General features: G+C 55.4%; 24 protein-coding genes. 10 read left to right on the top strand and 14 right to left on the bottom strand.

The window, feature by feature from the left end; translation table 11 throughout:
* The first annotated feature begins 287 nt into the window (after positions 1-287).
* Positions 288-1,157, top strand: a complete 870-nt coding sequence (locus tag AC4OVS_RS08840) for a MurR/RpiR family transcriptional regulator (protein WP_003859769.1) — start codon at positions 288-290, stop codon at positions 1,155-1,157.
* Between the two features lie 114 nt (positions 1,158-1,271).
* A complete protein-coding gene (pyk, locus tag AC4OVS_RS08835) occupies positions 1,272-2,714 on the top strand; it encodes a pyruvate kinase (RefSeq protein ID WP_003859767.1) in 1,443 nt (480 codons plus the stop codon).
* 43 nt (positions 2,715-2,757) lie between these two features.
* Here pyk and lpxM read toward each other — a convergent pair whose 3' ends face one another.
* The 3 genes from lpxM to znuA form a co-directional block, all read right to left on the bottom strand.
* The gene (gene lpxM, locus AC4OVS_RS08830; protein WP_491922325.1) at positions 2,758-3,729 is read right to left on the bottom strand and encodes a lauroyl-Kdo(2)-lipid IV(A) myristoyltransferase; all 972 of its coding nucleotides are present in this window, start codon (positions 3,727-3,729) and stop codon (positions 2,758-2,760) included.
* Between the two features lie 119 nt (positions 3,730-3,848).
* A complete protein-coding gene (mepM, locus tag AC4OVS_RS08825) occupies positions 3,849-5,168 on the bottom strand; it encodes a murein DD-endopeptidase MepM (RefSeq protein ID WP_022648483.1) in 1,320 nt (439 codons plus the stop codon).
* A 15-nt stretch (positions 5,169-5,183) separates the two neighbouring features.
* A complete protein-coding gene (znuA, locus tag AC4OVS_RS08820) occupies positions 5,184-6,128 on the bottom strand; it encodes a zinc ABC transporter substrate-binding protein ZnuA (RefSeq protein ID WP_491922324.1) in 945 nt (314 codons plus the stop codon).
* A gap of 77 nt (positions 6,129-6,205) precedes the next feature.
* On the opposite strand from znuA, the gene znuC reads away from it, so the two are divergent.
* Together znuC and znuB are read left to right on the top strand one after the other, a co-directional pair.
* Complete coding sequence (znuC, locus tag AC4OVS_RS08815) at positions 6,206-6,961, top strand: zinc ABC transporter ATP-binding protein ZnuC (protein WP_003859757.1); 756 nt, start codon at positions 6,206-6,208, stop codon at positions 6,959-6,961.
* Entirely contained in the window at positions 6,958-7,743 is a 786-nt protein-coding gene (znuB, locus tag AC4OVS_RS08810) for a zinc ABC transporter permease subunit ZnuB (RefSeq protein WP_022648485.1), read from the top strand. The genes znuC and znuB overlap by 4 nt, the downstream gene beginning before the upstream one ends.
* 52 nt (positions 7,744-7,795) lie before the next feature.
* Here the strand turns inward: znuB and ruvB are convergent, their stop codons facing one another.
* The 6 genes from ruvB to aspS all read right to left on the bottom strand — a co-directional run bounded on the left by ruvB (position 7,796) and on the right by aspS (position 13,051).
* Complete coding sequence (ruvB, locus tag AC4OVS_RS08805; RefSeq protein ID WP_491922323.1) at positions 7,796-8,806, bottom strand: Holliday junction branch migration DNA helicase RuvB; 1,011 nt, start codon at positions 8,804-8,806, stop codon at positions 7,796-7,798.
* An 8-nt stretch (positions 8,807-8,814) separates the two neighbouring features.
* Positions 8,815-9,429: a Holliday junction branch migration protein RuvA gene (gene ruvA, locus AC4OVS_RS08800; protein ID WP_022648487.1), complete on the bottom strand. Its 615-nt coding sequence runs from the start codon at positions 9,427-9,429 to the stop codon at positions 8,815-8,817.
* Positions 9,430-9,509: 80 nt separating this feature from the next.
* The gene (gene ruvC / locus AC4OVS_RS08795) at positions 9,510-10,031 is read right to left on the bottom strand and encodes a crossover junction endodeoxyribonuclease RuvC (RefSeq protein ID WP_014884319.1); all 522 of its coding nucleotides are present in this window, start codon (positions 10,029-10,031) and stop codon (positions 9,510-9,512) included.
* Positions 10,032-10,065: 34 nt separating this feature from the next.
* Positions 10,066-10,806 carry a YebC/PmpR family DNA-binding transcriptional regulator gene (locus AC4OVS_RS08790; RefSeq protein WP_003859747.1) on the bottom strand — a complete coding sequence of 247 codons (741 nt, stop codon included), beginning with the start codon at positions 10,804-10,806 and terminating at the stop codon, positions 10,066-10,068.
* Positions 10,807-10,833: 27 nt separating this feature from the next.
* Entirely contained in the window at positions 10,834-11,277 is a 444-nt protein-coding gene (gene nudB / locus AC4OVS_RS08785) for a dihydroneopterin triphosphate diphosphatase (protein ID WP_023300445.1), read from the bottom strand.
* A gap of 1 nt (position 11,278) precedes the next feature.
* Positions 11,279-13,051 carry an aspartate--tRNA ligase gene (gene aspS / locus AC4OVS_RS08780; RefSeq protein ID WP_023300446.1) on the bottom strand — a complete coding sequence of 591 codons (1,773 nt, stop codon included), beginning with the start codon at positions 13,049-13,051 and terminating at the stop codon, positions 11,279-11,281.
* Positions 13,052-13,314: 263 nt separating this feature from the next.
* Here aspS and AC4OVS_RS08775 point away from each other — a divergent pair, with 263 nt between their 5' ends.
* Genes AC4OVS_RS08775 through cmoB form a run of 5 tightly spaced genes read left to right on the top strand, consistent with a single transcriptional unit; the run spans position 13,315 to position 16,895 of the window.
* Positions 13,315-13,881: a hydrolase gene (locus tag AC4OVS_RS08775; RefSeq protein WP_022648490.1), complete on the top strand. Its 567-nt coding sequence runs from the start codon at positions 13,315-13,317 to the stop codon at positions 13,879-13,881.
* Positions 13,878-14,696, top strand: coding sequence for a DUF72 domain-containing protein (locus AC4OVS_RS08770; RefSeq protein ID WP_126291684.1), 819 nt, complete (start codon positions 13,878-13,880; stop codon positions 14,694-14,696). Before AC4OVS_RS08775 ends, AC4OVS_RS08770 begins: the two co-directional genes overlap by 4 nt.
* 51 nt (positions 14,697-14,747) lie before the next feature.
* Positions 14,748-15,143 carry an MAPEG family protein gene (locus AC4OVS_RS08765; RefSeq protein WP_003859737.1) on the top strand — a complete coding sequence of 132 codons (396 nt, stop codon included), beginning with the start codon at positions 14,748-14,750 and terminating at the stop codon, positions 15,141-15,143.
* 40 nt (positions 15,144-15,183) lie between these two features.
* A complete protein-coding gene (cmoA, locus tag AC4OVS_RS08760; protein ID WP_045308573.1) occupies positions 15,184-15,927 on the top strand; it encodes a carboxy-S-adenosyl-L-methionine synthase CmoA in 744 nt (247 codons plus the stop codon).
* Positions 15,924-16,895 carry a tRNA 5-methoxyuridine(34)/uridine 5-oxyacetic acid(34) synthase CmoB gene (gene cmoB / locus AC4OVS_RS08755; protein ID WP_015570275.1) on the top strand — a complete coding sequence of 324 codons (972 nt, stop codon included), beginning with the start codon at positions 15,924-15,926 and terminating at the stop codon, positions 16,893-16,895. Before cmoA ends, cmoB begins: the two co-directional genes overlap by 4 nt.
* A 198-nt stretch (positions 16,896-17,093) precedes the next feature.
* Here cmoB and cutC read toward each other — a convergent pair whose 3' ends face one another.
* Both cutC and AC4OVS_RS08745 read right to left on the bottom strand, forming a co-directional pair.
* A complete protein-coding gene (cutC, locus tag AC4OVS_RS08750; protein WP_023300450.1) occupies positions 17,094-17,837 on the bottom strand; it encodes a copper homeostasis protein CutC in 744 nt (247 codons plus the stop codon).
* Positions 17,838-17,915: 78 nt separating this feature from the next.
* Complete coding sequence (locus AC4OVS_RS08745) at positions 17,916-18,476, bottom strand: VOC family protein (protein WP_023306486.1); 561 nt, start codon at positions 18,474-18,476, stop codon at positions 17,916-17,918.
* 238 nt (positions 18,477-18,714) lie between these two features.
* Between AC4OVS_RS08745 and argS the strand changes: the two genes are divergently transcribed.
* Positions 18,715-20,448, top strand: a complete 1,734-nt coding sequence (argS, locus tag AC4OVS_RS08740; RefSeq protein ID WP_022648494.1) for an arginine--tRNA ligase — start codon at positions 18,715-18,717, stop codon at positions 20,446-20,448.
* A 45-nt stretch (positions 20,449-20,493) separates the two neighbouring features.
* On the opposite strand, the gene AC4OVS_RS08735 is transcribed toward argS, so the two are convergent.
* The 3 genes from AC4OVS_RS08735 to bglB all read right to left on the bottom strand — a co-directional run bounded on the left by AC4OVS_RS08735 (position 20,494) and on the right by bglB (position 22,654).
* The gene (locus AC4OVS_RS08735) at positions 20,494-20,934 is read right to left on the bottom strand and encodes a DUF3421 domain-containing protein (protein ID WP_161177038.1); all 441 of its coding nucleotides are present in this window, start codon (positions 20,932-20,934) and stop codon (positions 20,494-20,496) included.
* Positions 20,935-20,979: 45 nt separating this feature from the next.
* The gene (locus AC4OVS_RS08730; protein WP_022648496.1) at positions 20,980-21,270 is read right to left on the bottom strand and encodes a hypothetical protein; all 291 of its coding nucleotides are present in this window, start codon (positions 21,268-21,270) and stop codon (positions 20,980-20,982) included.
* 244 nt (positions 21,271-21,514) lie between these two features.
* Complete coding sequence (gene bglB, locus AC4OVS_RS08725; protein ID WP_032622451.1) at positions 21,515-22,654, bottom strand: beta-galactosidase BglB; 1,140 nt, start codon at positions 22,652-22,654, stop codon at positions 21,515-21,517.
* Positions 22,655-22,657: the final 3 nt, after the last annotated feature.

Genomic DNA, 22,657 nt, shown 5'->3' with positions numbered 1-22,657 from the left:
GTACTGCTTTTACGCGTTTCCTGAAACCATTAGCGCTTAACGTCACGTGCGATACGGTGATTTTTCGTCGCGCGGGCCATTACGCCCGTCTGGTGACGCAACTAATGTCGATTCTTTGCGCAACAGGGTCAGAGCAAAACCCGACGTCGATCAAGTAATGAAAAAAAACAACAACATTTCTTGTCGACGATTACCCTTTCGGGTGTCCCGGGGGTAATATCGGCTAAATCGAATCAAGGTTTCATCTCTATGAAATCGTTTATGCCCTCATGAGCGTCTTGTTAACAATGAACATGCTGGAAAAAATCCAGTTTCAACTGGAACACCTTAGCAAATCCGAGCGCAAAGTGGCCGAAGTTATTCTCGCCGCGCCCGCTCAGGCGATTCATTCAAGCATCGCCGCTCTGGCACAGGAATCGGGCGTCAGCGAACCGACGGTCAATCGATTCTGTCGTAGTCTGGACACCCGCGGCTTTCCTGATTTTAAACTGCATCTGGCACAAAGTCTGGCAAACGGTACCCCGTATGTTAATCGCAATGTAGATGAAGACGACAGCGTTGATGCTTACACCGCAAAAATATTTGAATCGGCAATGGCCACGCTCGACCATGTTCGCCAGTCTCTGGACATGAGTTCAGTGAATCGCGCGGTCGATCTTCTTACGCAGGCCAAACGGATTGCCTTCTTTGGCCTTGGCTCGTCCGCCGCCGTGGCGCATGACGCCATGAATAAGTTCTTTCGCTTTAACGTGCCGGTGATTTACTCCGATGACATTGTGCTGCAACGCATGAGCTGTATGAATTGTAGCGAAGATGATGTCGTGGTACTCATCTCCCATACGGGCCGCACCAAGAGCCAGGTGGAGCTGGCGCAACTCGCGCGTGACAACGATGCGATGGTCATCGCCCTGACGACGGCAGGTACGCCGCTGGCCCGGGAAGCGACGCTCGCCATTACCCTGGACGTACCGGAAGACACCGACATGTACATGCCGATGGTCTCCCGCCTGGCGCAGCTGACGGTCATCGACGTGCTGGCGACCGGTTTTACTTTACGCCGGGGCGCAAAATTCCGGGATAACTTGAAGCGGGTCAAGGAAGCCCTGAAAGAATCGCGTTTTGATAAAGAATTGCTTATAAAGAGCGATGTTCCCTAATAACGACGATGTACGATTTACGGCATTCGGTCCCCTCGCTACTGCCTTGCGATAGATGAAGGCCGATTCTATGTTCACGCAACACCAAAGTTGTTTCAGTCAACGGAGTATTACATGTCCAGAAGGCTTCGCAGAACCAAGATCGTCACCACCCTAGGCCCGGCCACCGACCGCGATAATAACCTCGAAAAGATTATCGCCGCGGGTGCCAACGTGGTGCGCATGAACTTCTCTCACGGTACGCCAGAAGACCATAAATTACGTGCCGACAAAGTGCGTGAAATCGCAGCTAAACTGGGCCGCCATGTTGCTATCCTCGGTGACCTGCAAGGTCCAAAAATCCGCGTATCGACCTTTAAAGAAGGCAAAGTCTTCCTCAACATCGGCGATAAATTCCTGCTGGATGCCAACCTGAGCAAAGGCGAAGGCGATAAGGAAAAAGTGGGTATCGACTACAAAGGTCTGCCTGCTGACGTTGTGCCTGGCGACATCCTGCTGCTGGACGACGGACGCGTACAGCTGAAAGTGCTGGAAGTTCAGGGTATGAAGGTGTTCACCGAAGTGACCGTCGGCGGCCCGCTCTCCAACAACAAAGGCATCAACAAACTCGGCGGTGGCCTGTCTGCCGAAGCGCTGACCGATAAAGACAAAGCGGATATCGTGACCGCAGCGCAGATCGGCGTGGATTATCTGGCCGTCTCCTTCCCCCGCTGCGGCGAAGATCTGAACTATGCTCGCCGTCTGGCGCGTGATGCAGGCTGCGATGCGAAAATTGTTGCGAAAGTGGAACGCGCTGAAGCGGTCTGCGATCAGGACGCGATGGACGACGTGATCCTGGCGTCTGACGTGGTGATGGTTGCCCGTGGTGATCTGGGCGTGGAAATTGGCGACCCTGAACTGGTCGGTATCCAGAAAGCGCTGATCCGTCGCGCGCGTCAGCTGAACCGCGCGGTGATCACCGCCACCCAGATGATGGAATCCATGATCACCAACCCAATGCCAACCCGTGCGGAAGTCATGGACGTGGCGAACGCCGTGCTGGATGGTACTGACGCGGTGATGCTGTCAGCAGAAACCGCTGCGGGTCAGTATCCGGCGGAAACCGTGGCCGCCATGGCGCGCGTCTGCCTGGGTGCGGAGAAGATCCCAAGCATTAACGTCTCCAAGCACCGCCTGGATATCCAGTTCGACAATGTGGAAGAAGCGATTGCGATGTCCGCGATGTACGCAGCCAACCACCTGAAAGGGGTCACAGCGATCATCACCATGACCGAATCTGGCCGTACCGCGCTAATGACGTCTCGCATCAGCTCCGGTCTGCCGATCTTCGCCATGTCCCGTCACGAGCGTACGCTGAACCTGACGGCGCTGTATCGCGGCGTGACGCCAGTCTACTTCGACAGCACCAATGACGGTGTGGCCGCCGCGCACGATGCCGTGAATCTGCTGCGCGACAAAGGTTATCTGGTATCCGGTGATATCGTTATCGTGACGCAGGGTGACGTGATGAGCACCATCGGCTCAACCAATACCACCCGCGTACTGACCGTAGAGTAAGCTCCGATCCCCTCTCCCCTAAGGGGAGAGGGGTGAAGGTTTCCTATTTCTTCGGGAAAAGCTCTTTACGCTTGTACGGCTCTGTTTCGCCAGGTTTACGCGTTTTGAGCAACTTCAGGATCCACGTATATTGCTCCTTATGTGGCCCCACCAGCACTTCCACCTCTTCATTCATGCGGCGTGCAATGGTGCGATCGTCCGCGGTCAGCAGATCGTCCATCGGCGGACGTACCTCAATGCTCAGGCGATGCGTTTTACCGTCATAAACCGGGAACAGCGGGATCACGCGGGCGCGGCAGACTTTCATCAGGCGACCAATCGCGGGTAGCGTAGCTTTATAGGTCGCGAAGAAATCGACAAACTCGCTGTGCTCAGGACCGTGATCCTGATCGGGCAGGTAGTAGCCCCAGTAACCCTGACGTACCGACTGAATGAAAGGCTTAATGCCATCGTTACGGGCGTGCAGGCGTCCGCCAAAGCGACGGCGCACGGTATTCCAGACGAAATCGTAGATTTTGTTTCCCTGATTATGGAACATCGCCGCCATTTTCTGGCCCTGCGATGCCATTAACATTGCCGGAATGTCGACTCCCCAACCGTGCGGCACCAGGAAAATCACTTTTTCATCATTGCGACGCATCTCGTCGATGATTTCCAGCCCTTTCCAGTCAACGCGGTCGACGATCTTTTCCGGCCCTTTCAGCGCCAGTTCCGCCATCATCGCCATGGCCTGTGGCGCGGTGGTATACATGTCATCAATGATTGCTTCGCGTTCGACGTCGGTTTTATCCGGGAAGCAGTACAGAAGGTTTATTTGCGCCCGGCGGCGTGCGCTTTTACCTAAGCGCCCTGCCAGGCGCCCCACTTTTCCGAGAACCGGATCGCGGAGGGAAGCAGGTAGTAACGCCATGCCAGCAAACGCGTATACGCCAAGCCAGGCGCCCCAGTTACGCGGGTGGCGAAAGGATTTTTCAAACTCGGGAATGTACTCAATATTGTTTTTTTTGGTTTCCATGCGGGTTCCAGGGTCTGGTGACGCAAAAATATATTCAGATAGTGTAGCGAGGCAGCCGTCCGCGTACAAAAGAAAAAGCCGGCGCACACTGACGCCGGCTTATTTTTGAGGGTGTTAGCTTAGTCGAAGCGCAGCTGTGGCATCACCTCTTTCACCTGCGCCAGGTAATCTTTGCGATCTTTCCCGGTCAGCCCTTCGGTGCGCGGCAGTTTCGCCGTCAGCGGGTTAACCGCCTGCTGGTTGATCCACACTTCGTAGTGCAGGTGCGGCCCCGTCGACCGGCCTGTGTTACCGGACAGCGCGATGCGATCGCCACGTTTCACCTTCTGGCCCGGTTTGACCAGCAGTTTACGCAGGTGCATGTAGCGGGTGGTGTATGTACGACCGTGACGAATAGCCACGTAATAGCCAGCAGCACCGCTGCGTTTCGCCATGACCACTTCACCATCACCTACCGCCAGCACTGGCGTGCCCTGCGGCATGGCGAAGTCAACGCCACGGTGCGGCGCTACGCGGCCCGTTACCGGGTTCAGACGACGCGGGTTGAAGTTGGAGGAGACGCGGAACTGTTTCGCCGTTGGGAAACGCAGGAAGCCTTTTGCCAGGCCCGTACCGCTGCGGTCATAGAACTTACCGTCTTCCGCGCGAATGGCGTAGTAGTCTTTGCCGTCTGAACGCAAGCGAACACCCACCAGCTGGCTCTGCTCGCGCTTACCGTCCAGCATTTCGCGGGACATCAGGACAGAGAACTGATCGCCTTTTTTCAGTTTGCGGAAATCCATCTGCCACTGCATGGCTTTGATCACCGAGCTGATTTCAGCGCTGGTCAGGCCAGCATCGCGGGCGCTGGAAACAAAGCTGCCGCCGACGGTCCCTTTCATCACGCTGTTAACCCAGTCGCCCTGCTGCATTTCACTGGTCATTTTGAAACCGTTTGCGGTGCGATCGTAGGTGCGGGTTTCGCGACGGGACATCTCCCAGGTCAGACGTTGCAGATCGCCGTCGGGCGTTAAGGTCCAGGAAAGCTGCTGACCAATTTTCAGGTTACGCAGCTCTTTATCGGATGCGGCAAGCTGGCTTATGTTGCCCATGTCGATACCGTACTGGTTCAGGACGCTGCTCAGCGTATCGCCAGTAGAAACAACATATTCATGAATGCCGGTTTCATTCTGGATCTTGTCATCCAGCTCATCCTGGGGAATAGCTTCATCTTCCTGTGCGGCCTGATCGATAGGCTCGCTGGCCTCAGGCAGCAGAGAGCGGATCTCGCTCTTCTCCAGTTCGATGGTTTTAATAATAGGGGCAGAACTCGGGTGGTAAACATAGGGCCGCCAGACGGCGACCGCTAACGTGAGAACTGTAAGCGACCCCAGCATAACGCGGTGGGGTCGAGGCAGATTGTTAAATGCCAGGGCGACAGAGCGGGCTATCTGTTGCACGTATTCACTTCCTCGTTAATCTCCTTTCAGGCAGCTCGCATACTGATTCGCCAGTTGGCTGAGGAACTGCGAATAGCTCGCTTTGCTCAACTGGATGTTCGTACCTAGCGGGTCAAGGGTTCCCATGCGCACGGATGTTCCCCTGGCCACGGCTTCTACGACCGCTGGCCTGAACTGTGGCTCAGCAAAAACGCATGTCGCTTTTTGCTCAACCAACTGTGTTCTGATTTCATGTAAACGCTGCGCACCAGGCTGAATTTCAGGGTTGACGGTAAAATGCCCCAATGGGGTCAGACCGTAATGTTTCTCGTAATACCCGTAGGCATCATGAAAAACGAAGTACCCTTTTCCTTTAAGCGGTGCGAGCTCGTTACCTACCTGTTTGTCGGTTGCGGCTAATTGAGCCTCAAAATCCTTCAGGTTGGCGTCGAGTTTGATTCGACTTTGCGGCATAAGTTCCACTAATTTGTCGTGGATTGCAACCGCTGTAAGCCGCGCTATCTCTGGGGAGAGCCAGAGATGCATGTTGTATTCACCGTGATGGTGATGGTCGTCACCTTTTTCGCCATGAGCATGGTCGTGGTCATGTTCGTCACCCTCGTCCTCAGCCCCTTTCATCAGCAACGGTTTCACAGCGGACAGCTCACCAATCGTCACCTGTTTCTGCGCAGGGACCTGTTTAGCGGATTTCTGCATGAACGCTTCCATCTCAGGACCAATCCAGACGACTAAGTCCGCGTTCTGTAAGCGTTTTACATCAGACGGACGCAGAGAATAATCATGCTCGGAGGCCCCGTCAGGCAGAAGAACCTCTGTGTCCGTCACACCGTCGGCGATGGCAGCGGCGATAAAGCCAAGTGGTTTAAGCGAAGCGACAACGGCAGCGTTAACATCTTGTGCTGTTGTCCCCCAAAGAGCAGCGGATAAAGCTGCGAAAAGAAACGTATTTTTCTGTAACATAATGCGACTAATCATCGTAATGAATGCGTGGAATGTGATATTATAACATTCGATGACTTCTGCAAGCTTAAATTGACATGACGACTTTAGTTTCTCTTGAAAATGTTTCGGTCTCATTCGGCCAGCGCCGCGTCCTTTCTGACGTGTCGCTGAATCTGAAGCCCGGCAAAATACTCACGCTGCTCGGCCCTAACGGTGCAGGCAAATCGACGCTGGTGCGCGTCGTATTAGGCCTGGTAGCCCCTGACGCAGGTGTTATCGTCCGCGAGGACAAATTGCGTATCGGCTATGTGCCGCAAAAATTACATCTTGATGCCACCCTGCCCCTGACGGTGAGCCGCTTCCTGCGTCTCCGTCCCGGTACGCGTAAAGCGGATATCCTACCGGCGCTAAAACGCGTTCAGGCGGGACATCTTGTTGAGGCGCCTTTGCAAAAGCTGTCGGGCGGTGAAACCCAGCGCGTATTGCTTGCCCGCGCCCTGCTCAGCAGCCCTCAGCTGCTGGTACTGGACGAGCCGACGCAGGGTGTCGACGTCAACGGTCAGGTTGCGCTGTACGATCTTATCGACCAGCTCCGTCGGGAGCTTAACTGCGCGGTGCTGATGGTCTCCCATGATCTGCATCTGGTAATGGCCAAAACCGACGAAGTGCTGTGCCTGAACCACCACATCTGTTGTTCCGGCACGCCGGAAGTGGTGTCAATGCATCCCGAATTTATCTCCATGTTTGGCCATCGTGGCGCCGAACAGCTGGGCATCTATCGCCATAATCACAATCACCGCCATGATTTACAGGGACGAATTGTCCTGCGTCGGGGAAATGGACACTCATGATTGAACTGTTACTGCCCGGCTGGCTGGCCGGGATTATGCTTGCCTGCGCCGCGGGTCCACTCGGCTCGTTTGTCGTCTGGCGCAGAATGTCCTATTTCGGCGATACGCTGGCCCATGCGTCATTGCTGGGTGTCGCGTTTGGTTTGTTGCTGGACGTGAACCCTTTTTATGCGGTGATTGTCGTCACGCTGCTGCTGGCCGCCGGTCTGGTCTGGCTGGAAAAACGCCCTCACCTGGCAATTGATACCCTGCTCGGCATTATGGCGCACAGCGCCCTGTCGCTGGGCCTGGTGGTGGTGAGCCTGATGTCAAACATCCGCGTGGACCTGATGGCCTATCTGTTCGGCGATCTGCTGGCCGTCACGCCCGAAGATCTGATTTCGATTGCCATTGGCGTGGTGGTGGTACTCGGGATCCTGCTGTGGCAGTGGCGGAATTTACTGGCAATGACCGTCAGCCCCGATCTGGCCTTTGTCGACGGCGTGAAGCTTCAGCGCGTGAAGCTGCTCTTGATGCTGGTGACGGCGTTAACCATCGGGGTGGCGATGAAATTTGTTGGCGCGCTGATCATCACGTCGCTGTTGATAATCCCTGCCGCCACGGCGCGTCGTTTTGCGCGTACGCCGGAGCAAATGGCCGGTATCGCGGTGATAATCGGGATGATCGCGGTGACGGGCGGATTAACCTTCTCGGCGTTTTATGACACGCCAGCGGGGCCGTCGGTGGTATTGTGCGCGGCGGTGTTGTTTATTTTCAGTATGATGAAAAAAACCGCGCAGTAGTCAGCATGTCCCCGGTGGCGCTTCGCTTACCGGGGCTACCATTAATCGCTACTTACGGCATCGCGGGCGGCGTAATGCCGAAATGATTCCACGCCCGCACCGTCGCCATACGACCACGCGGGGTACGCTGCAAGAAGCCCTGCTGGATTAGATACGGCTCCAGCACGTCCTCGATAGTCTCACGCTCTTCGCCAATTGCCGCCGCCAGGTTATCCAACCCCACCGGCCCGCCAAAGAACTTATCCAGCACCGCCAGCAGCAGCTTACGGTCCATATAGTCAAAGCCTTCGGCATCAACGTTCAGCATATCCAGCGCCTGCGCAGCAATGTCAGCCGAAATGGTGCCATCGTACTTCACCTCGGCAAAATCACGCACGCGACGCAGCAGGCGGTTGGCGATACGCGGCGTACCGCGGGAACGTTTCGCCACTTCAAACGCTCCCTCTTCGCTCATATCCAGCCCCATGTAGCGCGCGCTGCGCCCCACAATATGCTGAAGGTCGGGCACCTGATAAAACTCCAGACGCTGCACGATACCAAAACGGTCGCGTAGCGGTGAGGTCAGCGAGCCGGCGCGGGTCGTGGCGCCAATCAGGGTAAACGGTGGCAGATCGATTTTGATCGAGCGCGCGGCCGGGCCTTCGCCGATCATGATATCCAGTTGGTAATCCTCCATCGCCGGATAGAGCACTTCCTCCACCACCGGTGACAGGCGGTGGATTTCATCGATAAACAGCACGTCATGCGGTTCGAGGTTGGTCAGCATCGCCGCCAGGTCCCCTGCTTTCTCCAGCACCGGGCCGGAGGTGGTACGCAGGTTAACGCCCATTTCGTTGGCGACGATATTCGCCAGGGTGGTTTTACCTAACCCCGGCGGACCAAAAATCAGCAGGTGATCGAGCGCATCGCCGCGCAGCTTTGCCGCCTGGATGAAAATCTCCATCTGAGAACGAACCTGCGGCTGGCCAATGTACTCATCCAGCAGTTTTGGACGGATCGCGCGATCCACCACGTCATCTGGCTGAATGGTGCCTGCCGATACCAGGCGGTCTGCTTCAATCATCCTTTACCTCACAATGCAGCGCGCAGCGCTTCACGAATCAGAGTTTCACTGCTGGCATCCGGTTTGGCAACTTTACTCACCATACGGCTGGCCTCCTGAGGTTTATAGCCCAGCGCCACCAGCGCGGCAACCGCTTCCTGCTCGGCATCATCATCCGTCGCTGGCCCGCCCGGTGAAGTCAGCACCAGATCGGCCGCCGGAGTGAACAGATCGCCATGCAAACCTTTAAAGCGGTCCTTCATCTCGACAATCAGGCGCTCGGCGGTTTTCTTGCCGATGCCCGGAAGTTTAATTAACGCAGCCGGATCTTCGCGCTCAACGGCATTCACAAACTGTGGCGCTGACATACCGGACAGAATCGCCAGCGCCAGCTTGGGCCCGACGCCGTTGGTTTTGATTAATTCGCGGAACAGGGTGCGTTCCTGTTTGTTATTGAATCCGTACAGCAGCTGAGCGTCTTCACGCACCACAAACTGGGTAAAGACAACCGCCTCTTTGCCCGCCTCCGGCAACTCGTAGAAGCAGGTCATCGGCATATGGACTTCATAGCCCACGCCACCCACTTCCAGCAGCACTAACGGGGGTTGTTTTTCAATGATGATGCCTCTGAGTCTGCCTATCACGTGACGCTCCTGCGTTCTGGATGAAATTAACTGCCGACATAATAAAAAAAGGCTGGATAAACATCCAGCCTGATTTGTCATTATCGTAATCTGCCTCGCGCCAGATTGAGCCGCGACTCGCTCATTTGCATCGCGTTCTGGCTGACGTGGCAGTGGGTAATCGCAATGGCCAGCGCATCGGCGGCGTCGGCCTGCGGGTTCGCCGGGAGCTTCAGCAGGGTACGCACCATGTGCTGCACCTGGCTTTTCTCCGCGCTACCTATGCCCACCACCGTCTGCTTAACCTGACGGGCCGCGTATTCAAACACTGGCAGGTCCTGGTTCACGGCGGCAACTATCGCCACGCCGCGCGCCTGCCCGAGCTTTAACGCCGAGTCAGCGTTCTTCGCCATAAAGACCTGCTCGATGGCGAAAAAGTCCGGCTGAAACTGGGTGATGATCTCCGACACGCCCGCATAAATGAGCTTCAGGCGCGACGGCAGATCGTCTACTTTGGTACGAATACATCCGCTGCCGAGGTAGGTTAGCTGGCGTCCCACCTGACGGATAACGCCATACCCGGTGACGCGTGAGCCGGGGTCAATCCCGAGGATAATCGACATCACGCGTCTCCCATAAACGGTTTACAGGCTCTCATCAGAGAGTCGCTGCAACCTCATCAGAGATTTCACCGTTGTGATACACTTCCTGCACGTCGTCGCAGTCTTCGAGCATGTCGATCAGACGCAGCAGTTTCGGTGCGGTTTCTGCATCCATGTCCGCTTTTGTGGAAGGGATCATGGACACTTCAGCGTTATCCGCTTTCAGACCTGCCGCTTCCAGCGCATCGCGCACGGCCCCCATCTCTTCCCATGCGGTGTAGACATCGATAGCGCCGTCGTCGTAGGTCACTACGTCTTCCGCACCGGCTTCCAGCGCCGCTTCCATGATCGCATCTTCGTCGCCTTTCTCGAAGGAGATGACGCCTTTTTTGCTGAACAGGTAAGCAACGGAACCGTCAGTGCCCAGATTACCACCGGTTTTGGTGAACGCGTGGCGCACTTCCGCAACGGTACGGTTACGGTTGTCGGACAGGCACTCTACCATCACCGCCGTACCGCCAGGACCGTAACCTTCATAAATGATGGTTTCCATGTTCGCGTCTTCATCACCGCCCACGCCACGTGCGATTGCACGGTTCAGGGTGTCTCGCGTCATGTTGTTGGACAGGGCTTTATCCACCGCCGCGCGCAGACGTGGGTTAGAGGCCGGATCGCCGCCACCCAGACGCGCCGCTGTTACCAGCTCACGAATGATTTTGGTAAAGATTTTACCGCGTTTGGCATCCTGTGCCGCTTTACGGTGTTTGGTGTTGGCCCACTTACTATGACCTGCCATAAAAAGTTCTCCAAAAATCGCGCCTTCTCAGGCAGCGTTAATTACAAATTCTTCTATCGCCTGCCGGTTGCTCCATGACTTGGTCAGTGCGGCGGCATCCGCCGCATCCACCCAGCGGTAGGTCAGGTGTTCCGTGAACACGATCTCCCGCTCATGGGGAAGCGCAAGGCAGAACCACGATTCCGTATTGCGCTCAATTCCCGGTGCATAGCGATGACGTAAATGGCTAAAAATTTCAAACTCCACCGTGCGCTGACAGTCCTTCAGGGTCAGTTGCTCGCGAGCAACGTCAATGGCGACCTCTTCCTTTACTTCACGCGCGGCGGCCTGCGGCGCGGACTCTCCCTCTTCCAGACTGCCGGTAACCGACTGCCAGAAATCAGGATCGTCGCGCCGCTGCAACATCAGCACCCGCTTCGAGTCTTCTGCATAAATGACCACCAGAACCGAAACGGGACGCTTATATGCCATATCAGTTTTTCTCTTCCTTCTTCACCACCTCAATGCCCAGCTCAGCCAGCGCGGCCGGGTTGGCAAAGCTTGGCGCTTCAGTCATCAGACACGCCGCTGCGGTGGTTTTCGGGAAGGCGATAACATCACGGATGTTGTCGGTGCCGGTCAGCAGCATGGTCAGACGGTCAAGACCAAAGGCCAGACCCGCGTGCGGAGGCGTACCGTATTTCAGGGCGTCCAGCAGGAAGCCAAACTTCTCGCGCTGCTCCTGCTCGTTAATGCCCAGAATGCCGAACACGGTCTGCTGCATTTCACCGCTGTGAATACGCACGGAGCCGCCGCCCACTTCGTAGCCGTTGATAACCATATCGTAGGCATTCGCTACCGCATCTTCCGGTGCAGCCTTCAGTTCCGCCGCCGTCATGTCTTTTGGCGAGGTGAACGGGTGGTGCATCGCGGTCAGGCCGCCTTCACCGTCGTCTTCAAACATCGGGAAATCGATCACCCACAGCGGCGCCCATTTGCTTTCATCGGTCAGGTTCAGGTCTTTGCCGAGCTTCAGACGCAGCGCGCCCATCGCATCCGCAACGACTTTCTTGTTGTCTGCGCCGAAGAAGATCATGTCGCCGTCCTGCGCGCCGGTGCGCTCCAGAATAGCTTCCACGATGTCCGCATTCAGGAATTTCGCAACAGGGCTGGTAATGCCTTCCAGACCTTTAGCACGCTCGGTTACTTTAATATAGGCCAGACCTTTCGCACCGTAGATCTTGATGAAGTTGCCGTAGTCGTCAATCTGCTTACGGCTCAGCGCAGCACCGCCCGGTACGCGCAGGGCAGCCACGCGGCCTTTCGGATCGTTAGCCGGACCAGCAAAGACCGCGAACTCAACGGCTTTCACCAGGTCTGCCACGTCCACCAGCTCCATTGGGTTACGCAGGTCTGGTTTGTCGGAGCCGTAGCGACGCTCGGCTTCCGCGAAGGTCATGATTGGGAAATCGCCCAGCTCAACGCCTTTTACGTCGTTCCACAGGCTACGCACCAGGGCTTCCATCACCTCACGCACCTGCTCGGCGGTCATGAAGGAGGTTTCCACATCGATCTGGGTAAATTCTGGCTGACGGTCTGCACGCAGATCTTCATCGCGGAAGCATTTCACGATCTGATAGTAGCGGTCGAAGCCGGACATCATCAGCAACTGCTTGAACAGCTGTGGTGACTGTGGCAGCGCGTAGAATTTGCCCTTATGGACGCGGGATGGAACCAGGTAGTCGCGCGCGCCTTCCGGCGTGGCTTTGGTCAGCATCGGGGTTTCGATATCGAGGAAACCGTGGTCATCCATAAAGCGACGCACCAGGCTGGTGATTTTCGCACGGGTTTTCAGGCGCTGAGCCATCTCCGGGCGACGCAGATCCAGGTAGCGGTATTTAAGACGCGCTTCTTCGGTGTTGACGTGGTTGGAGTCCAGCGGCAACGCTTCTGCGCGATTGATAATCACCAGATCGGACGCCAGCACTTCGATAGCACCGGTCGCCATATCGGCGTTGATGTTTTTCTCGTCACGCGCACGCACGGTGCCCGTCACCTGAATGCAGAACTCATTACGCAGCTCAGAGGCCAGCTTCAACGCATCAGCGCGATCCGGATCGAAGAACACCTGAACGATACCTTCGCGGTCACGCATATCAATAAAGATAAGGCTACCAAGATCGCGACGACGATTGACCCAACCACACAGGGTGACCTGCTGCCCGACGTGGGACTGACGCAGCTGCCCGCAATATTCTGTACGCATGAGATATCCCTTAATTAGCCGCAGGCTGATTGTCGCCTGTCTTACAGGCTACGATGTCGCAGCTTTCTGTATGTCACAACTGGATGAAAAAAGGCGGCTATTATACTGGAAATTCTGCCGCACGATAAGAGCGAAGCACGGCCTGACGCGTGTTTGCTGTGCTCTTATTGTCTATTCTCACAAAAATTAACAAAATTATCCGACCGATAACAGGCCATCCCGTCGTAAGGTGTAAAAAAGCAATTAATTTTACTGGAGTGACAATGTTAACGCTTGATGCCACCAAAACCGCCCTTGTGGTCATTGATTTACAGGAAGGGATCCTGCCTTTTGCCGGTGGTCCACACACCGCTGACGATGTTGTAAGCCGTGCTGCGCGTCTGGCGGAAAAATGCCGGGCCAGCGGTGCGCCTGTCGTCATGGTGCGCGTCGGCTGGTCCACTGATTTCGCCGAAGCGCTAAAGCAGCCAGTTGATGCTCAGGCCCCGGCGCATGCGCTGCCGGACAACTGGTGGACATACCCGGTCTCGCTCGGTAAACGCGACAGCGATTTAGAAGTCACCAAACGCCAGTGGGGCGCATTCTATGGCACTGACCTGGAGCTCCAGCTGCGCCGTCGCGGGATAGACACTATTATTCTGTGCGGGATCTCCACCAACATCGGTGTGGAATCCACCGCCCGTAACGCCTGGGAGCTGGGCTTTAACCTGGTGATAGCGGAAGATGCGTGCAGCGCAGCCTCTGCGGATCAGCATCAGGGCAGCATGACCCATATCTTCCCGCGTATTGGTCGCGTGCGCAGCACGGATGAGATCCTCAGCGCGCTATGATGTACGTGGGTTTGCCCCAGTGGTCGCACCCGAAATGGGTGCGCCTGGGTATTACTGGCCTTGAAGAGTATGCCCGACACTTTAACTGCGTGGAGGGCAATACCACGCTGTACGCTCTGCCACGCACGGAGATCGTCGAGCGCTGGCGCGAGCAAACCACCGACGATTTCCGCTTTTGCTTCAAATTTCCGGCAACCATCTCCCACAACGCCGCACTGCGAAACTGCGATGATTTAACCTACGAGTTTTTCACCCGGATGTCGCCCCTGGCAAACCGTGTTGGCCAGTACTGGCTCCAGCTGCCCGCCACGTTCGGCCCGCGCGATCTACAAGCCCTCTGGCAGTTTCTCGACGCCCTGCCCCACGATTTCACGTACGGTGTGGAGGTGAGGCATCCAGATTTCTTTGCCAAAGGTGACGCGGAGAAAGCGCTGAATCGCGGCCTGCATGAACGATCGGTCAACCGCGTGATCCTCGACAGCCGCCCCGTGCACAGCGCAATCCCGCACAGCGAAGCCGTTGTTGATGCCCAGCGCAAAAAACCGAAAGTACCGGTTCACGCCATTGTTACCGCGCAGAACCCGATGGTCCGGTTTATCGGCAGCGATAACATGCAACAGAATGAGGAGATGTTCGCCGTCTGGCTGCAAACGCTCGCGAAATGGGAGCAAACCACCACCCCGTACCTGTTTTTACATACGCCGGATATTGCCCAGGCACCTGAACTGGTCGATGCTCTCTGGCAGGCCTTGCAGCAGGCGGTTCCGTCGGTTGGCCCCGCGCCGTCCATCCCACAACAATCTTCTCTTTTCTGAAATCACCCCCTATCATAGAGACGTGCCATCTGCCAAAAACAGGGAGTTAGTATGGTCAGCGCGCTGTATGCGGTGTTAGGTGCATTACTGCTGATTAAATTTTCATTTGATGTTGTGCGCCTGAGAATGCAGTACCGCGTCTCCTACGGTGACGGGGGCTTTTCTGAGCTGCAAAGCGCAATCCGGATCCACGGCAACGCGGTCGAGTACATTCCCGTCGCGTTAATTTTACTGCTGTTAATGGAGATGGATGGCGCTGAAACCTGGATGGTGCACGTCTGTGGGCTGCTGCTGATTGCAGGTCGTTTGATGCATTATTATGGTTTTCACCACCGCCTGATCCGCTGGCGTCGTTCCGGCATGAGCGCGACCTGGTGCTCGCTTTTGCTGATGGTGCTGGCTAACCTTTGGTATATGCCGTGGGAGTTGGTTTTCTCCTTCCATTAGCGCACAATATGCCCCTTTATTTTTCCCGGATTTTTACGTTATGTCAGATCGCGACACGCTTTTTTCCGCGCCTATCGCCAGCCTGGGCGACTGGACCTTTGATGAACGGGTAGCCGAAGTCTTCCCGGATATGATCCAGCGCTCTGTTCCCGGTTATTCCAATATCATCTCCATGATCGGCATGCTGGCGGAGCGTTTTGTTCAACCCGGCACGCAGGTCTATGACCTGGGCTGTTCGCTGGGAGCGGCAACGCTGTCCATTCGTCGTAACGTTCATCACGAAGGCTGCAACATTGTGGCTGTCGATAACTCACCGGCCATGGTTGAACGCTGCCGTCGCCACATTGACGCGTATAAAGCCCCTACGCCTGTGGAGGTGGTGGAAGGCGATATCCGCGATATCGACATCCAGAACGCCTCGATGGTGGTCCTGAACTTTACCCTTCAGTTCCTGGTGCCGGACGATCGTCAGCGGTTGCTGGATAAGATTTATCAGGGCCTGAACCCGGGCGGCGCGCTGGTGTTGTCTGAGAAATTCAGCTTTGAAGACGCCAGCGTGGGCGAACTGCTGTTCAACATGCACCATGATTTCAAGCGTGCAAACGGCTACAGCGAGCTGGAGATCAGCCAGAAGCGCAGCATGCTTGAAAACGTCATGCTGACGGATTCCGTTGAAACACACAAAGCGCGCCTGCGCAAAGCCGGATTTGAACACAGCGAACTGTGGTTCCAGTGCTTTAATTTTGGTTCTCTGGTGGCGCTGAAAGCCGGAGACACAGCATGATCGAGTTCGGTAATTTCTATCAACTGATTGCCAAAAACCACCTTTCCCACTGGCTGGAAACCCTGCCTGCGCAAATTGCCACCTGGCAGCGCGATCAGCAGCATGGTCTGTTGAAGCAGTGGTCCAACGCCGTGGAGTTTCTGCCTGAACTGACGCCTCATCGTCTGGATTTACTGCACAGCGTGACGGCGGAGAGCGAAGAGCCGCTCCCGGCCGGGCAGATCAACCGCATCGAAACGCTGATGCGTAACCTGATGCCGTGGCGCAAAGGGCCGTTCTCGCTGTACGGCGTGAACATCAATACCGAATGGCGCTCAGACTGGAAGTGGGATCGCGTTCTGCCGCATTTATCCGACCTGACCGGGCGCACCATTCTGGACGTGGGCTGCGGTAGCGGCTATCACATGTGGCGCATGATCGGCGCAGGCGCGCATCTGGCCGTCGGTATCGATCCGATGCAGCTGTTCCTGTGCCAGTTTGAAGCGGTGCGAAAGCTGCTGGGTAACGACCAGCGCGCGCACCTGCTGCCGCTGGGCATCGAGCAACTCCCTGCTCTGAAAGCCTTTGATACCGTGTTCTCGATGGGCGTGCTGTACCACCGTCGTTCCCCGCTGGAGCATCTCTGGCAACTGAAAGATCAGCTGGTCAGCGGCGGTGAGCTGGTGCTGGAAACGCTGGTCATCGAAGGGGATGAACATGCCGTTCTGGTGCCGGGCGATCGCTATGCGCAGATGCGCAACGTTTACTTCATCCCTTCCGCGCTGGCGCTGAAGAACTGGCTGGAGAAATGTGGGTTTGTCGATGTACGCATCGCCGATGTGTGCGTGACGTCGGTTGAGGAACAGCGCCGCACCGACTGGATGATCACCGAATCGCTGGAGCAGTTCCTCGACCCGGACGATCACAGTAAAACCATCGAAGGCTATCCGGCCCCGATGCGTGCGGTATTGATTGCGACCAAGCCGTAGTATTTATCCCCTCACCCCGGCCCTCTCCCCAAAGGGGCGAGGGTGAAAAGACCGCACCGTGCAGTCCCCTCTCCCCTGTGGGGAGAGGGTTAGGGTGAGGGGCAAGAATAAAAAAAGGCCCCTGTTGAAATTGCAGGGGCCTGGTACAAGCAAGCATCATATTGGGCGACATGATGCGCGGTAAAAATCGGTACGTTGCTACACGTGATGACGTTCAATCAGCGATTTCATTTCCGCAACCGACTCTCCATCCACACCGTAGCGCGAGTACTCATCCGCTTCAGCATCCGTCGACATTGACAACCCTGTATTGCGATAACGCATGGGTGAAGGTATCCATTTACCCGCCGAGCTGTGTAGCTCTTCCACCCCTGCGTTTAAAAACAGTTCCAGATTGCTGGCGCGTACTCCTGCGCCCGCCATGATTATTGGAACACCGGAATGTGCTTTTAGTTCCGTAATTAATTTCAGTCCTTTTTCAGCCGAGGGCTGCTGGCCCGACGTCAGAACGCGCGCCACGCCCAGTTCTGCCAGCGTATCAAAGGCTTGTATCGGATCCTGACACATATCGAACGCACGATGAAAAGTGACCGCCATTCCCTGGGCTGCGCGCATGACCTGGCGCATACGCGAAAGATCGATGTTTCCGTCTTCGTCCAGCACACCGATCACCAGGCCCGGAAAACCGGAATCACGGACGAGGGCGATATCCTCAAGCATGGCACTGAACTCACCCGCCGTATAACAAAAATCACCGCCGCGCGGGCGAATAATCGGGTGCACCGGAATGGTGATGGCCTGACGGGCTGATTTCAGCACGCCAAAGGACGGGGTTAATCCTCCTTCTTTCGGTGCCGCGCAAAGCTCGATGCGATCGGCCCCCTGCCGTTGCGCAGTGACGGCACACTCCACGCTGTAACAACAAATTTCCAGCAGCGCCATGTCATCCTCCTTAAATTTCACTCAACGTACCATCGTGGCACGTTGCCCGATTCGTGTCTGGATCGACGCTCACAGTGCTTACGCTTCGCTGGCGACGATCTGCTCAATAGTCCAGGGATGGAATTTCACCGTCACGCTGCCGTCCGTTACGGCAAGCGTAGGGTTCGGTAAGCGTTCGCGCTCACCTTTTGGCGAGCTGGTTTTGACGAAAATACCCGGCTGGCTTAACCCCTCGTCGGAAAGCAGCGCCAGCGCACGGGCGTTCAGCGTCTCGGGCTCCCCAGGCAGAACAATTTCGATATGCTCCCAGCCTTCGTGCGGATAACGCTTCTCTCCTGGCCAGGGCAGTTCCACAACGGTGAATTGCCAGTGCGCCACCGTAACCGGCGCGTGAAGTTTGAACAGGCAAATCGGGCGACCGTTAATGATATTCTCCGACAGCAGTTCTCCGCACTGCTCAAAGCCACGCCGCCAGCGTTCTGCGGTGGCATTCTGGTGGCAGCGCAAAGAGATGTGATCGGCCTCAAGCGGCGCGATATCCAGCCCGAGACGGGTGGCAAGTTCTGTGAACGCCTGGGTGAAGCGCGGTAAATCTGCGGAAATATCATGCAGTTCGTCAATGGTGTGCCAGTTCGCCATAGGTCAGTCTCGTTTCGTGTCGCAAAGCCGCTAATTTACTCTGTTGCCCTCTGTCGACCAACCGCAGAATCACGGTTTTTTTGACTGCATGATTATGCATACCATCTTCGCCTGGATTCTAAGCAATCTTCGCCCCCCGCAGGGCTGACGCCCGAGGCCATTTGCAGTATACTCCCGCCCTAAATTCTTAAACTGGCGTGGGTGTTTTTTACCCGCATCAAAAACGTAAGGTATCCAGGTGAATATTCAGGCTCTTCTCTCAGAAAAAGTCAGTCAGGCACTGATTGCCGCAGGTGCGCCTGCGGATTGCGAACCACAGGTTCGTCAGTCAGCGAAAGTACAGTTTGGCGACTATCAGGCTAATGGCGTGATGGCAGTGGCTAAAAAACTGGGCATGCCGCCGCGACAGCTCGCTGAGCAGGTACTGACGCATCTGGATCTCAACGGCATCGCCAGCAAAACCGAAATCGCCGGTCCGGGCTTTATCAACATTTTCCTTGAGCCTGCGTTCCTGGCAAGCCACGTTGACGCGGCGCTGAAATCTGACCGTCTTGGCGTGGCTCAGCCAGAAGCGCAGACTGTGGTGGTTGACTACTCCGCGCCAAACGTGGCGAAGGAGATGCACGTCGGTCACCTGCGCTCCACCATCATCGGTGATGCGGCCGTGCGTACCCTGGAGTTCCTCGGTCACAAGGTGATCCGCGCTAACCACGTAGGCGACTGGGGCACGCAGTTCGGTATGCTGATCGCATATCTGGAAAAACAGCAGCAGGAAAACGCAGGCGAAATGGCGCTGGCAGACCTGGAAGGTTTCTACCGTGAAGCCAAAAAACACTACGACGAAGACGAAGCCTTTGCCGAGCGCGCGCGCAGCTACGTGGTGAAACTTCAAGGCGGCGATCCGTACTTCCTCGAGATGTGGCGCAAGCTGGTGGACATCACCATGTCCCAGAACCAGCTTACCTATAACCGTCTGAACGTGACCCTGACCCGCGACGACGTAATGGGTGAAAGCCTGTATAACCCGATGCTGCCGGGCATTGTGGCAGACCTGAAAGCCAAAAACCTGGCGGTGGAAAGCGAAGGCGCAACGGTAGTATTCCTTGATGAGTATAAAAACAAGGAAGGCGAACCGATGGGCGTGATCGTCCAGAAAAAGGATGGCGGCTATCTCTACACCACCACCGATATCGCCTGTGCGAAATACCGTTACGAAACCCTGCATGCGGACCGCGTGCTGTATTACATCGACTCCCGTCAGCACCAGCACCTGATGCAGGCGTGGACTATCGTGCGTAAAGCGGGTTATGTGCCGGATTCCGTGCCGCTGGAACACCACATGTTCGGCATGATGCTGGGTAAAGACGGTAAGCCGTTCAAAACCCGTGCAGGCGGCACCGTGAAGCTCTCCGATCTGCTGGATGAAGCGCTGGAGCGCGCCCGTCGCCTGGTGGCCGAGAAGAACCCGGACATGCCTGCTGACGAGCTGGAGAAACTGGCTAACGCGGTTGGGATCGGTGCGGTAAAATACGCGGATCTCTCCAAGAACCGTACCACCGACTATATCTTCGACTGGGACAACATGCTGGCGTTTGAAGGCAACACGGCGCCATACATGCAGTACGCTTACACCCGCGTACTCTCCGTCTTCCGTAAAGCCAGTATTGACGAAAGCGTGCTGGCGAACGCCACGGTGACCCTTACCGAAGACCGTGAAGCACAGCTGGCTGCCCGCCTGCTTCAGTTCGAAGAGACGCTCTCTGTGGTCGCGCGCGACGGTACGCCGCACGTTATGTGTGCTTACCTTTACGATCTGGCCGGTCTGTTCTCTGGCTTCTACGAACACTGCCCTATCCTGACCGCCGAGAGCGAAGCGGTGCGTAACAGCCGCCTGAAGCTGGCGCAGCTGACGGCGAAGACCCTGAAACTGGGTCTGGATACTCTGGGTATCGAAACCATAGAACGTATGTAAAAAAGAAACCCGGCGGTTGCCGGGTTTTTTTATAAATGAACGCCATCAGTCGTGAACGAGTACCTGGAAGGTATCTAATTCATACTCTCTGCCGTTATAGCCGATGCAGCAACCTCTGCTGAGGTGACTTCCAGCTTTACCCACAAAGAGACCGTTATCGAATTTTGCGCGGGCAACGTAGAGCTTAGTGCCATTGGCTTCATGTCCCGCCTCAACCATATTCGGTGGGAAATGTTTATCCTTAACGTCTACCCATTTTAAAGCGCCCACGTAAACTTCAAATTCATTACAAAAGTGCTCTCTTCCTCCCCATGGGACCCATGCCGTATTGCCGAACACCCATTTCCCCGGATGAATCCCACCATTCACTTTTGCGCGAATAATAAACAATGGAGATGGTCCTTTGATACCAGGAACACCTATTTCATAACCTGCTACAGGCGCGTCCAATGGGATAAAATCATCTCTTTTCGCTGATTTCCACATAATGATGTCCTTTTCAGTCTAAATAATTATCCGTAGTTAAAATCATTAAAACTCAGAAATTGAATGAATGGCAAAGTCATTATTCAGGCTTTGAAAAATAATCACCTTAACCAGTGATTTTTCCGGGCCTTCCGCATGGATAAAACGGCGAAGCGCAATAAAGGTATGGAACTGGCCAGCCACAAGCTGGCTTCCGACATACAGTAGTGGGAAATAACCCGCACCATCAATATCCTTGAAAACCGTGTCGAACATATTGATATGTTCATCAGACATTTTATCGGCATGCATATTTACAGCAGGGTTAACGATAATACCGCCCATTGTATTTTCCATTGCATCACTCCTTGTATAAATATTAGAAGAATCTTAACGCAGATAAAAAATAGGATAAATATGGATTGTGTTTTGTGAAGAAAATCACGATTTAATACTAAGCGTAATGTATTTCTAGCCTAGTATTCACTCCATCAATATATAACATGCCTGATATTGATGGCGTAAGGTATTTTCCCGGTGCCATTATAAAAAAAGCCTCTTCTAAAAGAGGCTTTTCAGTAATGAGATTATTATTCAGGTATTAAAAATATTTCCGTAAATATTCCGTCAGACACAGAATCGCCATTGCCTGGCCATACGGCATCGAGGTCAGCGGTATCTGGCGGTAAAACGCCAGATCGCTGCCCATCCCCGTCCCGAAGGACGTTTGCAGCAGTTCCCCTTCCGGCGAGATGTTTTGCACGATACCGCGGATCGCTTTCTCCGCCACCTCTGCATACTCTGCGCCGACATACCGCTTGCGCACGGCTTTCAGAATGCCGTAGGCAAACCCTGCCGTGGCCGACGCCTCCAGATAAGAATCAGGATCGTCCAGCAGCGTATGCCACAATCCACTCTCATCCTGACATTTTGCCAGTGCGGCGATCTGCGCATTTAGCACCTGCACCAGATAGCGACGAACGGCGTTGTTTTCTGGCAGATCCACCAGTTCGAGGAAATCCGGGATCACGATGGTCAGCCAGCTGTTGCCGCGCGCCCAGCGGGCCCGGGCAAAGTTGTGATTGCCGTCGTAATTCCAGCCGTGGAACCACAGCCCCGTCTCACGATCCATCAGGTTCTGTACGTGGAGCAGGAACTGATAGATCGCCTCCTCGACGTACTCCGGCTTGTTAAGCAGCTTGCCGATTTTCGCCAGCGGCAGCACCGTCATCATCAGCGTGTCATCCCACATCTGCTGATGGTTCTCTTCCGCCAGTGTGATGTGCTGCATGCCGCCATGTTCGGTGCGCGGCATCTCATTCATCGCCCATTCCGCCCAGCTTTCCAGCCACGGCAGCCAGGCCGGGTTTTTGGTCTCTTCGTAGCGATACGCCAGTGTCAGGAACGGCGACATGGTATTCACGTTTTTGGTGGTTGCGCCTTCTGCGAAACGGTCATTAAACCAGCTGTCGATAATCTCGCGCATGCCTGCGTCACCGGTCTGGCAGTAATACTGCCAGATACCGTACAAACCAACGCCGTGCGTCCATTCCCATCCGGCCCAGCCTTTGGTGTCGATTACGCGTCCGTCGTCCAGCCGCAGCAAAAACTCGCCCGTTTTGTCGTGGATATTGACCAGATTATGCGTCACCTTTTGAATCAGCGATTTCAGTTCATCCCTGGCGATAAAGCGCTCAGGCTGACGCAGTAACGGGCTATGTTTGACAGGCCAAACTTTCATCAT

It is taken from the genome of Enterobacter sp. 4974935, from assembly GCF_058661735.1.
The sequence above is the reverse complement of the archived record's forward strand: the minus strand, read 5'-3'. Positions and strand labels throughout refer to the sequence as shown.